Annotated in this window: 13 protein-coding genes; 10 read left to right on the forward strand and 3 right to left on the reverse strand. The window is 32.7% G+C overall.

What is annotated here, in order from left to right; all coding sequences use genetic code 11:
* Window positions 1-42: 42 nt before the first annotated feature.
* From RH82_RS15190 to RH82_RS15215, 6 genes are all read left to right on the forward strand, one after another.
* Entirely contained in the window at window positions 43-819 is a 777-nt protein-coding gene (locus RH82_RS15190; RefSeq protein WP_034061994.1) for a hypothetical protein, read from the forward strand.
* 128 nt (window positions 820-947) lie between these two features.
* Window positions 948-1,451 carry a GbsR/MarR family transcriptional regulator gene (locus RH82_RS15195; protein WP_034061997.1) on the forward strand — a complete coding sequence of 168 codons (504 nt, stop codon included), beginning with the start codon at window positions 948-950 and terminating at the stop codon, window positions 1,449-1,451.
* Between the two features lie 394 nt (window positions 1,452-1,845).
* Window positions 1,846-2,223: a class I SAM-dependent methyltransferase gene (locus RH82_RS18475; protein WP_156112497.1), complete on the forward strand. Its 378-nt coding sequence runs from the start codon at window positions 1,846-1,848 to the stop codon at window positions 2,221-2,223.
* The gene (locus tag RH82_RS19295; RefSeq protein ID WP_156112502.1) at window positions 2,217-2,720 is read left to right on the forward strand and encodes a methyltransferase domain-containing protein; all 504 of its coding nucleotides are present in this window, start codon (window positions 2,217-2,219) and stop codon (window positions 2,718-2,720) included. The genes RH82_RS18475 and RH82_RS19295 overlap by 7 nt, the downstream gene beginning before the upstream one ends.
* Before the next feature lie 43 nt (window positions 2,721-2,763).
* Window positions 2,764-3,318 (forward strand): sigma-70 family RNA polymerase sigma factor, encoded by a 555-nt coding sequence (locus RH82_RS15210; RefSeq protein ID WP_034062002.1) that lies wholly within the window; start codon window positions 2,764-2,766, stop codon window positions 3,316-3,318.
* Between the two features lie 2 nt (window positions 3,319-3,320).
* The gene (locus tag RH82_RS15215; RefSeq protein ID WP_034062004.1) at window positions 3,321-3,578 is read left to right on the forward strand and encodes a hypothetical protein; all 258 of its coding nucleotides are present in this window, start codon (window positions 3,321-3,323) and stop codon (window positions 3,576-3,578) included.
* Here the strand turns inward: RH82_RS15215 and RH82_RS15220 are convergent.
* Entirely contained in the window at window positions 3,555-4,385 is an 831-nt protein-coding gene (locus RH82_RS15220; RefSeq protein WP_034062006.1) for a UbiA prenyltransferase family protein, read from the reverse strand. The two genes, RH82_RS15215 and RH82_RS15220, sit on opposite strands and share 24 nt — an antisense overlap.
* A 119-nt stretch (window positions 4,386-4,504) precedes the next feature.
* On the opposite strand from RH82_RS15220, the gene gcvP reads away from it, so the two are divergent.
* From gcvP to RH82_RS15240, 4 genes are all read left to right on the forward strand, one after another.
* Window positions 4,505-7,354 (forward strand): aminomethyl-transferring glycine dehydrogenase, encoded by a 2,850-nt coding sequence (gcvP, locus tag RH82_RS15225; RefSeq protein ID WP_034062008.1) that lies wholly within the window; start codon window positions 4,505-4,507, stop codon window positions 7,352-7,354.
* 96 nt (window positions 7,355-7,450) lie between these two features.
* A complete protein-coding gene (locus RH82_RS15230; protein ID WP_034062010.1) occupies window positions 7,451-8,509 on the forward strand; it encodes a 3-oxoacyl-ACP synthase III family protein in 1,059 nt (352 codons plus the stop codon).
* Window positions 8,510-8,572: 63 nt separating this feature from the next.
* Entirely contained in the window at window positions 8,573-9,112 is a 540-nt protein-coding gene (locus tag RH82_RS15235) for a methyltransferase (protein WP_034062012.1), read from the forward strand.
* Window positions 9,113-9,181: 69 nt separating this feature from the next.
* Window positions 9,182-10,033 carry a glycosyltransferase gene (locus RH82_RS15240; protein WP_034062015.1) on the forward strand — a complete coding sequence of 284 codons (852 nt, stop codon included), beginning with the start codon at window positions 9,182-9,184 and terminating at the stop codon, window positions 10,031-10,033.
* A gap of 52 nt (window positions 10,034-10,085) precedes the next feature.
* Here RH82_RS15240 and RH82_RS15245 read toward each other — a convergent pair whose 3' ends face one another.
* Together RH82_RS15245 and RH82_RS15250 are read right to left on the reverse strand one after the other, a co-directional pair.
* Window positions 10,086-10,895 carry a DNA/RNA non-specific endonuclease gene (locus RH82_RS15245; protein ID WP_034062017.1) on the reverse strand — a complete coding sequence of 270 codons (810 nt, stop codon included), beginning with the start codon at window positions 10,893-10,895 and terminating at the stop codon, window positions 10,086-10,088.
* A gap of 93 nt (window positions 10,896-10,988) precedes the next feature.
* Window positions 10,989-13,625 (reverse strand): valine--tRNA ligase, encoded by a 2,637-nt coding sequence (locus RH82_RS15250; protein ID WP_034062020.1) that lies wholly within the window; start codon window positions 13,623-13,625, stop codon window positions 10,989-10,991.
* Between the last annotated feature and the right edge of the window lie 114 nt (window positions 13,626-13,739).

Consider the following 13,739-nt stretch of genomic DNA (forward strand, 5'->3'; position numbering starts at 1 on the left):
TTAAAAAGACGTTGAACTAAAAACCAACGTCTTTTCTTGTTTATGAAACTATTTAAAACATTTCTTCACATGCTATGGATTGCATTTTTAACTGCATTCACGCAAGTTGGCGGATTGATTTGGATTCTTACATTAATGCTCTGTAAATTCCGAAACTTGAAGAAAACAATTGCCTTTCCTATCTTATATTTAGTATTTAATTTAATCATTATTCCTCCAATTGCAGAATATTTTGGAAGAGTTCAATTACCTGTTTTTAAGGAAAATTTAAAACCTAGAAACCTATTCTATCCGCTTTTATTTAGAAATTATGTAGTACCAGAGTTAAATAAACTTCTTATTGAATCTTCACAAAACCTAGTTAATGACAATATTAAGATAGTTTATCTAGATGCAAACTTTCCATTCTTTGATGGCTTCCCATTATTGCCTCATAGAAGTCATAATGATGGAAAAAAGATTGATATCTGTTTTATTTACAAAACCAAGAATGGGAAAATCACAGATGAAAAACCTGCTTTATCAGGTTATGGCGTTTATGTAAAAGACAAATACAGTAGCCAAAGCTGTATAAAAAAAGGCTATTGGCAATACGATTTTACTAAATATTTAACTTTAGGGAAAATCAATGATTTGGACTTTGATACAACTAGCACAAAAAAACTTATTCTAACTTTTATATCGAAAAAAGAAACTCAAAAAATATTTATTGAGCCTTACTTAAAACAAAATCTTGGCTTAATTAATTATAATAAAATACGATTTCATGGCTGCAATGCTGTAAGACATGATGACCACATTCATTTACAAGTTAAATAGTAACTTAGAGAAGAATCTCAACGCTATTTTTATGTGTAAATTTGAGACTCTTCGCTGAGCTCTGAATGACAATAAAAATAAACTTTCAATAATTACTGAAAGTTCGAAATTTATTATATATTTGCTGTATGGAATACCAAGAAGCAAAAGATAAATTTATTAGTACTTGGGGAAGTTTAGGTACTCTTTGGGGGATTAACAAGGCAATGGCTCAAATTCAAGCTTTGCTTTTTATCTCTACAAAACCATTAACCATGGAAGAGATTATGGAAGACCTTAAAATTTCTCGTGGCAATACATCTATGAATCTACGCCAATTGATGGATTGGGGAATTGTAACCAAAACTTTAGTTCCAGGAGAACGGAAGGAGTTTTTTACAACCGAAAAAGACGTACAAGAATTATCAAGAATTATTGCTAAAGAGAGAAGTAGACGCGAAATAAAACCAGTGATTAAAGTTTTAGAAGAAGTATCCTCTATAAAAAATGATAATAGCGAAAAAACCAAAGAACTAATTAAGCAAACTAAAGCCTTACATGAATTAACAGAAACAATGGATGTAATGATAAATAAATTGGTAGATCAAAAACGAAACTGGATTACTAAATCTGTTCTAAAATTATTCAAATAAAAAAATTTAATATAAACTTTCAATATTTTCTGAAAGTTTAAAACAAACTAAAACACATGAAACATCTATATCAAATCAACAAAGTATTAATAATAATAAACTTAATACTCGGTCTAACCATTTATTTAGGCCTACTATTTCTAATAGTTTTAGGAATCGCTCAAATTATTATGAGTGTAATAATTGCTTACAACGAAAAGCAGTTAACAAAAGAAGTTTCAACTTTATATAATATATACGCTTTAACAACCGTTTCGATATTAGTTATATTTCTATTAATGTACTGCGCTTTCATACCATCAAGTAGTATACTAATTTTTAGTATGATAGCAATTTCTATAATTATAGCATTTCTACATTTAAGAATCACATATTTAATTAAAACGAAAACACTATGAAATCCATAACCATAAATCAACAAGATAAAGTAGAGCAAACGAAAATAGAAATGATAGATTTTTATGACGAAGCTACAGAAGATTATGAATTTTGGAGTAAAGATTTAAACATGCATTTTGGTTATTATAGCCCATTTAAAAACAGTGTATTTGCCAGAAAAACAATGCTTAACGAGATGAACAACCAAGTCTTAAAACGTATAAATATCCCAAAAGACAAATCTAACTTAATAGATTTAGGTTGTGGTGTTGGTGGCACTATGAGTTTTGCTTTAAAAAAAAATAAAAACGTATCTGCCTTTGGAGTGACATTGTCTAGTTTTCAAGTAAAAAAGGCAACGCATTACTTAAAGGCAAAAAAGGAACTATTTTAAACGAAAACTATAATAATACTTCATTTAAATCAAACACCTTTGATTCTGCTTTAGCAATAGAAAGCCTATGCCATTCTGGACACAAAAAAGAATCTTTACAAGAGGCCTACCGCATTTTAAAACCTGGAGGACGTTTTGTAATTGCAGATGCGTTTCTAAAAAAAGAAGAAAGCGAATTATGTTATGGCGCACACTATTCTCATCGAAGACTTTGCGACCATTGGAGTTTAACCAATTTAGGGTCAATTAATAATGTTATAAAAGACTTAGAATCTTTAGGTTTCAAGAATGTGAAAGCCGAAGATATTTCTTTTAGAGTTGCTCCATCAGTGCTTCACGTTCCATTTGCTATTGTGGGTTTTATACTAAAAAAAATATTTACTTTAAATGCGCTTAAACGAGAAAGCTTACATAACCTTAATGGTTCGTTCTATGCTTTGCTTTCGGGATTGCATATGAAGGGTTTTGGATATTATATTATAAGTTGTACGAAGTAGAAATGATATTTTTTCTCTACTTTTGAAAAAACAATTGCAAACTATGCCAGATCACAAAATAGATCCTAATCAATGGATTAATTTGTATTCCGATTATCTTTTTAATTACACAGTTTCTCGTGTAAGCGATAGAGACATGGCTCAAGATTTAGTTTCCGAAACCTTTTTAGCAGGTTTAAAGTCTATGAAAAACTTTAAAGGTGAAGCTAGTGAGCGCACATGGCTCATTTCAATATTAAAAAGAAAAATCATCGACCATTATCGCAAAATAAATTCTAAAAAAGGCAAAGCCGAAGTAAGAATGAGCTACAATAGCGATTCTGAAACAGAAGGCGATTGGCTAGAAGAACGCGTAGCAGACCCATTCGATAAAACTGCAGAAGACACAATTGAAAATACAGAATTAGGTGTAGCAATACATAATTGCTTGGATAAATTACCAGCAAAACAAGCTCAAGTATTCGAAATGAAGACCATTTTAAATTACAATACCGAAGCTATTTGTAATGAATTAAATATTACTGCGTCTAATCTTTGGGTAATCATTCACAGAGCACGAACTGCTATGGCTGGTTGTCTTGAAAAAAACTGGTATTAATAATGAGCACAAAAAGATTTACAAGTTGCGAAGAAGCAAACCATTCTTGCGATAAAATGCAATATAAGGAAGCTACCCTTTGGGAAAAAGTAAAGTTAAACCTTCATTTAATATGGTGTGCAGCTTGCAGAAAGTATTCAAAAAACAATGCTAAATTAACTAATTTAATAAACCATAAAGAAGTGAAATTACAAGCTTCAGAAAAAAATAAAATTCAATCTGCTTTCGAACAAGAACTAGCAAAACAAAATAATAAGTAACCAAATTATTGGTATACTTTCAACCCAAAAGGAACTGTAATAACAGTTCCTTTTTTTATTTGAAAGAACCAGAAAAGATAAAGTTATTAGAGAAATTAGTAAGGTCATAATTATGCTTCCATGACTTAATTCGTCTTTTAAAAATTCAGCAAAAAACAAAAGAACTAATAAAAATAATCCAAATATCTTTGTGTACTTCACTCCTATTTTCTGAGGAATAGTTGCTAGTTTTAAACTATCGAAATCTAAATCTCTAATTTCGAAAGGCAACATTAAAACAATAACAAAAACAAACCTTTGAAACGTCGTTATGTAAACATCTGTATTGATGCTAAAGTCGTTATTAATTAAAGGCAAAAACACAGTAACACCTGCCCAAACCAAAGCAATAACATAAACTTTAAGTCCGCTTACATCACGAAGGTTTTGTTGATTATCTAAATAGAAATTTTTTGGAATAAAAGGAATAGCATACAAAAAAGTAATGATACCAAAAACAGCAATAGAAATCAATGTTTTTAATTGTAAGTGTATCGCATAATAGCATAGTAATACAAAGCAAATAAGCGAAAAGACTTGAATAATTCTTAAAGCATCAGTTAGGCTTCTGTGATGAAACTTTGCAATCCCAAAATACTTTACAAAATTATAACCAGTAATGGTTGCAAAGAAAATAAAATACAATATGTTTTCATCGTAAAAAATGTTGAACTGATTCAACGTTATCCAACTCAAAGCACAAACAGCTAAAGCTACATGAATACTACTGTTCAAGTAAAAATCGAAAAGCTGTTTTATTATTCGCATTAAACAAAGTTAATCAAACTGTTAATAACCATGCGCTTTGGTTAAAAACTTTCATTTATTTAAGAAATAATGCCTTAAGTTTTTGTTATTTTTGCATGACAAAATCTACACACAACTACATGAATACAAATACTTTCGCACTTCGCCATATTGGACCAAGAGAAAACGATCAAAAACTAATGCTCGATGCCATTGGTGTCGATAGTATGGATCAACTTATTTTCGAAACAGTTCCGGACGATATTCGTTTAAAAACCGACTTAAATTTAGATGCTGCCATGAGCGAGTTCGAATATTCGTCTCACATAAATGAATTGTCTAAATTAAATAGTATTTATAAAACATATATTGGTTTAGGCTACCATCCAACAATTTTACCTGCTGTTATCCAACGTAATATTTTAGAAAACCCAGGCTGGTACACTGCCTATACACCTTATCAAGCAGAAATTGCACAAGGTCGTTTAGAAGCACTGTTAAACTTCCAAACCATGGTTACAGACCTTACTGGAATGGAATTAGCAAACGCTTCACTTTTAGATGAAAGTACTGCGGCAGCAGAAGCTATGAGTTTACTGTTCGCTGTTCGCGAACGTGCTCAAAAGAAAGCTGGCATCAATAAGTTTTTTGTATCAGAAAACATATTACCACAAACTTTATCATTATTACAAACGCGATCTGCTCCAATTGGTGTAGAATTAGTCATTGGAAATGAAAATGATTTTGATTTTTCTTCTGATTTTTTTGGAGCTCTTTTACAGTATCCTGGAAAAAACGGACAAGTTAGCGATATAAAAACATTCATTGAAAAAGCGAAATTAGCACAAATTAAAGTTGCTGTTGCCGCAGATATTTTAAGCCTCGTAAAATTAGAAGCACCTGGTGAATTTGGAGCAGATGTGGTGGTAGGAACAACACAACGTTTCGGAATTCCATTAGGTTATGGTGGACCACATGCGGCATATTTCGCGACTAAAAAAGCTTACAAACGTGATATTCCAGGTCGTATAATTGGTGTTTCGAAAGACAAAAATGGGAACCGTGCACTTCGTATGGCTTTACAAACCAGAGAGCAACATATTAAAAGAGATAGAGCTACTTCTAATATTTGCACGGCACAAGTGTTATTGGCTGTTATGGCAGGAATGTATGCTGTTTATCATGGTCCAAAAGGTTTAACTTTTATTGCAAACCAAGTACACAATACCGCCTCCACTTTAGCTAATGCTTTAGTGAAATTAGGTCTTGAACAAACGAATACCTCTTTCTTCGATACCATTCAAATAAAAGCAAATGCTTCAGCTGTTAAAACTTTTGCCGAAAAGCAAAGAGTAAACTTCTACTATCCAAATGAAGAAACTGTTACTATTTCTGTAAATGAAACAACAAGAGTTTCAGACATCAATGAAATTATTTCAATTTTTGCTGAAGCATTAGGAAAGGAAACTTTCGCTATTGCTAACATTTCTGAAGCGAATAATATTTCTGAAACACTTCAGCGTAAAACAGAATTTTTAACTTTAAACGTTTTCAACACACATCATTCTGAAACAGAATTGATGCGTTATATAAAAAATCTAGAACGTAAAGATTTATCATTAAATCACTCAATGATTTCTTTAGGTTCTTGCACAATGAAATTAAATGCAGCAGCAGAAATGTTGCCATTAAGTAATACTAATTGGGGTAATGTTCATCCTTTTGTTCCCGTTGAACAAGCTAAAGGATACTTAACAGTTTTAAAAACTCTCGAAGACCAATTAACTGAAATCACAGGCTTTGCAGGCACATCTTTACAACCAAATTCTGGTGCTCAAGGTGAATATGCTGGATTAATGGTTATAAAAGCGTATCACGAATCTCGTGGAGACAATCATAGAAATATTTGCTTAATTCCATCCTCTGCACATGGAACAAATCCGGCAAGTGCTGTAATGGCTGGAATGAAAGTTGTGGTTACAAAAGCTAACGAAGAAGGCAATATTGATGTAGACGATTTACGAGAGAAAGCCGAATTGCATAAAGATAATTTAGCTGCTCTAATGGTAACTTACCCTTCTACTCATGGTGTTTACGAATCTGCAATCAAACAGATTACTCAACTTGTTCACGATAATGGCGGTCAAGTATATATGGATGGTGCCAATATGAATGCTCAAGTTGGATTAACTAATCCTGGAAATATTGGTGCAGATGTTTGCCACTTAAACTTACACAAAACTTTTGCTATTCCTCATGGAGGTGGCGGCCCAGGAGTTGGACCAATTTGTGTTGCAAAACAATTAGTACCGTTTTTACCTGGGAATCCAATTATTAAAACTGGAGGAGACCAAGCCATTACAGCGATTTCCGCAGCTCCTTTTGGCTCTGCTTTAGCGTGTTTAATCTCTTACGGTTATATAAAAATGCTAGGCGTAAAAGGACTTAAAAAATCTACTGAAGTTGCTATATTAAATGCCAACTATATTAAACAACGTTTACAAGGTACTTTCGAGACATTGTATTCTGGAGAACGTGGTCGCGCAGCACACGAAATGATTATAGACTGTCGTCCGTTTAAAGCCAATGGTATTGAAGTTGTTGATATTGCTAAGCGTTTAATGGATTATGGTTTTCATGCGCCAACGGTATCTTTTCCTGTAGCAGGAACCATGATGATTGAACCGACAGAAAGTGAAAGTAAAGCAGAAATGGATCGTTTTTGTGATGCTATGATTTCTATTAGAAAAGAAATAGCAGAAGCGAATAAAGATGACGATAATAATCCGTTAAAAAATGCACCACACACAATGGCTATGATAACAAGTGACGAATGGTTATTACCTTACTCTCGTGAGAAAGCCGCTTTTCCTTTAGATTATGTACATGATACTAAGTTTTGGCCAAGCGTAAGACGTGTTGATGATGCTTATGGCGACCGAAATTTAATCTGTACTTGCGCACCAATTGAAGCCTATATGGAAGCCTAATATCGTTTTGGACATCGTAAAATTATTAAACTAATAAATTGCTTTTAGTTTTTGATGCTTATATTAGCATATTAACTAAAGGCAATTTCCTTTTCTATGAACATTAAGATTACAGGTACAGGTAAGTACATTCCAAAAGGCATTGAGAAAAATGAAGACTTCTACAGTCATGAATTTCTAAATGCTGATGGCTCGACAATAAATCAACCTAATGAAGTTATTGTAGAAAAATTTAAAGCCATAACAGGAATTGAAGAAAGACGGTATATAAAACCAGATTTATTAAATTCTGATATTGCCTTTTATGCTGCAGAAAAAGCTATTGCAGATGCAAAAATTGATAAAGAAACATTAGATTATATTATTGTTGCGCACAATTATGGAGATCTGAAACATAATTCTGAGCAAAGTGACACTGTTCCAAGTATAGCCTCTCGTGTAAAACACTTGTTGCAAATTAAAAATCCAAAATGTGTTGGTTACGATCTACTTTTTGGATGTCCAGGTTGGATTGAAGGTGTTATTCAAGCAAATGCATTTATTAAATCTGGAATAGCCAAACGCTGTTTGGTTATTGGTACCGAAACACTGTCTAGAGTTATAGACAAACACGATAGAGACTCCATGATCTATAGTGATGGATCAGGAGCTGTAATTGTTGAACAGACTGCAGACGAAGGTGGCATTATATCACATTATTCTGCAACTTTTGCTTTAGATGAAGCTCATTTTATTTATTTTGGAGAAACTAATCATCCAGAAATTGAAAATAAACGTCGTTACATTAAAATGTACGGCAGAAAAATCTATGAATTCGCACTCACCAATGTCCCTTTAGCTCTAAAAGAATGTTTAGAAAAAAGTGGTTATTCTATAACTGATGTCAAAAAGATATTGATTCATCAAGCGAATGAAAAAATGGATGAAGCTATAGTAAAACGTTTTTATAAACTTCATAACATGCAAATGCCTGAAGGCATTATGCCAATGACTATTAATAAGCTTGGAAACTCAAGCGTAGCAACAGTCCCTACATTATATGATATGATTTTAAAAGGTGAACTTGAGAATCAAGAAATTAATAAAGGTGATGTTATTATGTTTGCTAGCGTTGGCGCTGGCATGAATATTAATGCGATAATTTATAAACATTAAAGGTCAAAACTTTAAAAATATTAAGAAATTTCTGCAGTCGTGGAAAAGACAAAAAAACTATTCGTGTACGAAGGTAAATTTCCACATAAAAGATATAAACTTACTTATCAATTTTTAGAAAAACACATTTCTAACGATGAGAAGATTCTAGATTTAGGCATATCAAATCCGTTTACAGAAACCATGAAAAGTGGTGGTTTTAAAATCGAAAATACTTCAGGCGAAGATTTAGATGAAAACACCTCAGCTATTGAAAATTCTAATGCTAAAGTTGTAACGGCTTTCGAAATTTTTGAGCATTTAATATCTCCTTATACGGTTTTAAAATCTATAAAAGCAGATAAATTAGTTGCTAGTATTCCAATGCGATTATGGTTTTCTTCGGCTTATAGAAGTAAAACTGATAAATGGGACAGGCATTACCATGAATTTGAAGACTGGCAATTTGATTGGCTTTTAGAAAAAGCAGGTTGGAAAATTATCGATCGTCAAAAATGGACTAATCCCACTAAAAAAATTGGTATTCGTCCTATTTTGCGTTATTTCACAAATAGGTATTATATAGTTTATGCTGAAAGGTATGAGCCAGTTCTAAAAAGATAATCTCTAAGAACCCAAAAACTTATTCAATTGGCTTTGGATTTTGGTTTTTTAATAGTGTAATTTGTTTACATGAATATTTACATCGTCATCCCTGCACATAACGAAGAAGACTGCATTGCATTAATGCTCGAATCTTTAGCTAATCAAACACTTTTACCAAAAAAAGTGGTAGTGGTTAATGACCATTCTACAGACCGTACTCAAGAAATAATTGATAAATTTTCAACTAAAAACGATTGGATTCAAGGTCTTTCCATTACATCATCAAAAGAACATATTCCAGGCAGCAAAGTAATCAATGCCTTTTACAGAGGTTTTGAAACCTTGGATAACAATTATGATATTATATGCAAGTTTGATGCAGATATTATTTTACCAGAAAATTATTTAGCTTCCATAGCAACTCTTTTTCAAACTAACGAGAAAATTGGTATCGCTGGCGGATTAGCATTTATAGAAAAAAATGACGAATGGGTTTACGAGACTATAGCATCTAAAGACCATGTTCGCGGTCCATTTAAAGCGTACAGAAAAGAGTGCTTTGCAAATATTGGTGGCCTAAAACAAAGTATTGGCTGGGACACGATGGATGTTTTATTAGCACAATTTTATGGTTGGACAATAAAAACGGACAAATCTTTAAAAGTTAAACACCTAAAACCTACAGGTAAGTCATACCATAAAAGTAGTAAATATTTACAAGGCGAAGCGCTATATAAAATGCGCTTTGGATTGCCTTTAACACTGTTTTCTGCCTTAAAAAGTGCGATTAGCAAAAAAAGTCTTATGTATTTTATAAATACAGTCTTTGGATATTTTAAAGCTGAAAAGAAAAACATTGAACCTTTAGTTACTTTGGAGCAAGGTCTTTTTATTAGAAAACTACGCTGGAAAGGTGTGCGAAAAAAATTAGGGCTTTAAGAATAGATTATGGGATTCCCTTTTTAGTGAACTCGAGTGAATAACAAAACACTTATTTAAAACTCCAATTCTTATAACTATTAGAAGCCTCTAATCTATTTTCTTGTTCGTCCTCTAATTCTGAAAAGAAGTCGATACCAGTAAGTTTTTCTACTGTATCTACTGAGACTACATATTGATACAAAGGTTGTTTAGACTCTTCATGAGGCATTAAAAATGCCAGCACTTTAGTTTCGCCAGAATTATTATCAATCAATACTTTATAAAACTGATTTGGCACTGCCACTTTTTCGCTTCCAATAGTTTTCATTTCCCCTTTTAAAACACCTCCCGAAACAACAAAAACACCATCGTATTTATCTGCCCAATACCTTGTCTTTTGTTCTAAACGATTCCAAACTCCAGCATTAAAAGCGTGTTTTTGAGGAGAAATATTACTTGTTAAAAAGGTTTCGTCATGAGCAAATTGACTGTATTTTCTATCTCCTGCTGGGCACAAATGTCCGCGATCGTAACCCGATTTTTTATAATTTCGCCAATGGGCCGATTTAGTTTTAACAGCTTTGTCTATTTCAAAGTATGGTCGCTTAAAATGAGTACTGCTTAAATGCGCCTTTTTAAGTTCGTATGCAACCCATTCTGCTTGTTCGTGTGGTTCGCTATAACTTAAAGAATAACCTTCATGATGCACAATTTGTCCCGTGGTACTTGTTGGTAAGAAGTATGCGTTGGTATCATTCTTTATTATTGTTCCTCCAGATACAATTTCTACTTGCTCTTCATTAATTAAATAATCTTTAATTAATAAGGTTGCAATAATCACTAGCGCTGTGAGTATAGAATATTTAGTTTTGTTAGACATGATGATTCATTTTATGACCATAATAAATAAACCTCACAGGCTTTAAAAATCTGTGAGGTTTAATAATCTTTATTAAAAAAATTTAGTTGTTTTTTATTTCAAACTCTCCAAACTAGCTTTCAAAGTCTCTATTTTAGCTAAAGCATCTGCTTCTTTCTTTTTCTCACTGGCAACTACTTGTTCTGGAGCTCCAGCAACAAAACGCTCGTTAGAGAGTTTCTTTTGAACAGATTTAAGAAAACCTTCAGTGTAACTTAATTCTTCTGTCAGTTTTATAATTTCAGCCTCAATATCAATTGCGCCATCCATTGGTATAAAATACTCATTAGATTTTACTCTAAAGGTTAAAGCGCCTTCTACAGCTTCATTAACGTAGTCTATACTTTCAAGGTTACCCAACTTAGATATAACCTCATCGAATGTCGTATTCGATTTTTCATTATTAATTACAGAAAAACCTATCGCATCTTTAAAGGCAATATTCTTTTCTTTTCTTACTGTTCTTATTCCAGAAATAACTTCCGAAGCAAATTCAAATTGAGAGGTTAAATCTTCATTTATAGGTTTCGCTTCCGGCCATTTCGCAACTATTAGGGCTTCCTCTGGAGTACGCTCTGCAATATATTGCCAGATATCTTCTGTTAAGAATGGCATAAAAGGATGTAATATTTTCAAGTTATCCTCAAAAACCGCCATCACTTTATTATACGTTTTTACGTCAATTGGTTGTTGATAAGCGGGCTTAACTATTTCTAATAACCAACCACAGAAATCATCATAAATCAACTTATAAATTGACATTAAAGCATCACTTAAGCGATATTTGCTAAAATGATCTTCAATTTCTACTAAAGCCGTTTGAAACTTAGCTTCGTACCAATCTAATGCTATTTTACTTGAGTTAGGTTGCGGTATTGTATCACTAACGTCCCATAAGTTTGTTAAGTTAAAGGCATTCCAAACCTTGTTTCCAAAACCTTTACCTTGTTGACAAAGTGCTTCGTCGAACATTAAATCGTTTCCTGCCGCACTACTAAATAGCATACCAACACGGACACCATCTGCGCTATACTCTTCAATAAGCTTTAAAGCATCTGGAGAGTTTCCTAAAGATTTAGACATTTTACGTCGTTGCTTATCACGCACTAAACCTGTTAAATATACATTATTAAAAGGCTTTTCATCTTTATACTCGTAACCTGCAATAATCATACGTGCTACCCAAAAGAATAAAATATCTGGTCCAGTTACTAAATCGTTTGTTGGATAATAATATTTAATTTCTTCGTTTTCTGGATTACGAATACCATCAAACACAGACATTGGCCATAACCAAGATGAGAACCATGTATCTAAAGCATCTGTATCTTGTTTTAAGTCTTCAGCTTTTAGACCTGATTTACCTGTTACTTTTTGTGCTTTCTCAACTGCGGATTCTATATTTTCTGCAACTACGAACTCTTCTTTTCCGTCGCCATAGAAATACGCAGGGATTTGTTGTCCCCAAAGCAACTGGCGTGAAATATTCCAATCACGAATATTTTCTAACCAATGGCGATACGTATTTTCAAATTTCTTAGGAAATAATTTAATTTCAGCATTTTCACCTAAAACGGCTTCGATAGCAGGTTTTACTAACTCTTCCATTTTTAAGAACCATTGGTCACTTAATCTGGGCTCGATAACCGCTTTTGTTCTTTCTGAAGTTCCTACTTTATTAATATGCGTTTCAGTTTTTATTAAAATACCTGTTTCATCTAATAATTTAGTAACTGCTTTTCTTGCTACAAAACGATCTTGACCTTCGAATTGCATTCCGAAGCTATTTAAAGAAGCATCATCATTAAAAATATCTATAACTTCTAATTTATGCTTGTCTCCTAAAACTTTATCGTTTTCATCGTGAGCAGGTGTTACCTTTAAACAACCTGTACCGAATTCAATATCTACATATTCATCTTCTATTATAGGAATAACTCTATTACAAACGGGAACAATTGCTTTTTTGCCTTTTAAATGCGCAAAACGCTCATCGTTAGGATTTATACATATTGCTGAATCTCCAAAAATAGTTTCAGGTCTTGTGGTTGCGATGGTTAACGTTTCCTCACTTCCTTCAATTTTATAATTAATGTAGTATAAGTTTCCTTGACGTTCTTCATGAATTACTTCTTCATCAGACAAGGTTGTTTTTGCTTCAGGATCCCAATTTACCATTCGGTAACCTCTATATATTAAACCTTTTTCATGTAAATCAACAAAAACCTTAATGACAGCTTCAGACATATCGTCATCCATTGTAAACTTTGTTCTTTCCCAATCGCAAGAACATCCTAATTTTTTAAGCTGTTCTAATATTACTCCACCATATTCATCGGTCCAATCCCAAGCATGCTTTAAAAATTCATCGCGTGTTAAATCGTTTTTATCAATTCCTTGTCCCTTTAAACGTGCAACAACTTTCGCCTCTGTTGCAATAGAAGCATGATCAGTTCCTGGTACCCAACAGGCATTTTTACCTTGTAAACGTGCACGACGTATTAATACGTCTTGAATCGTATTATTTAGCATATGTCCCATATGTAGAATACCTGTGACGTTTGGAGGAGGTATTACAATAGTGTAAGGTTCTCTCTCGTCTGGCGTAGAATGAAAATAATTATGCTCTGTCCAGTAGCTGTACCACTTGTTTTCTACAGTTTTTGCATCATATTTAGATGGAATGCTCATACTTTGGAATAGTTTTTGAATATTAATTAGCAAAAATACTTATATTTCTGTTTCTGCGAAATATTAAATAGTATTAATGTATAGTTATATGTGCTGAATGTACTTGTAAGCGTG

The organism is Lacinutrix jangbogonensis, from assembly GCF_000797445.1.
GTDB classification, from domain to species: domain Bacteria; phylum Bacteroidota; class Bacteroidia; order Flavobacteriales; family Flavobacteriaceae; genus Lacinutrix; species Lacinutrix jangbogonensis.

Bases quoted from the DNA above. Each gene is read 5' to 3' on its own strand.
- RH82_RS15230 (WP_034062010.1), top strand. From the start codon at position 7,451: ATGAACATTAAGATTACAGGTACAGGTAAGTACATTCCAAAAGGCATT.
- gcvP (WP_034062008.1), top strand. From the start codon at position 4,505: ATGAATACAAATACTTTCGCACTTCGCCATATTGGACCAAGAGAAAAC.
- RH82_RS18475 (WP_156112497.1), top strand. From the start codon at position 1,846: ATGAAATCCATAACCATAAATCAACAAGATAAAGTAGAGCAAACGAAA.
- RH82_RS15220 (WP_034062006.1), bottom strand. From the start codon at position 4,385: ATGCGAATAATAAAACAGCTTTTCGATTTTTACTTGAACAGTAGTATT.
- RH82_RS15195 (WP_034061997.1), top strand. From the start codon at position 948: ATGGAATACCAAGAAGCAAAAGATAAATTTATTAGTACTTGGGGAAGT.
- RH82_RS15210 (WP_034062002.1), top strand. From the start codon at position 2,764: ATGCCAGATCACAAAATAGATCCTAATCAATGGATTAATTTGTATTCC.
- RH82_RS15215 (WP_034062004.1), top strand. From the start codon at position 3,321: ATGAGCACAAAAAGATTTACAAGTTGCGAAGAAGCAAACCATTCTTGC.
- RH82_RS15250 (WP_034062020.1), bottom strand. From the start codon at position 13,625: ATGAGCATTCCATCTAAATATGATGCAAAAACTGTAGAAAACAAGTGG.
- RH82_RS15245 (WP_034062017.1), bottom strand. From the start codon at position 10,895: ATGTCTAACAAAACTAAATATTCTATACTCACAGCGCTAGTGATTATT.
- RH82_RS15190 (WP_034061994.1), top strand. From the start codon at position 43: ATGAAACTATTTAAAACATTTCTTCACATGCTATGGATTGCATTTTTA.
- RH82_RS15240 (WP_034062015.1), top strand. From the start codon at position 9,182: ATGAATATTTACATCGTCATCCCTGCACATAACGAAGAAGACTGCATT.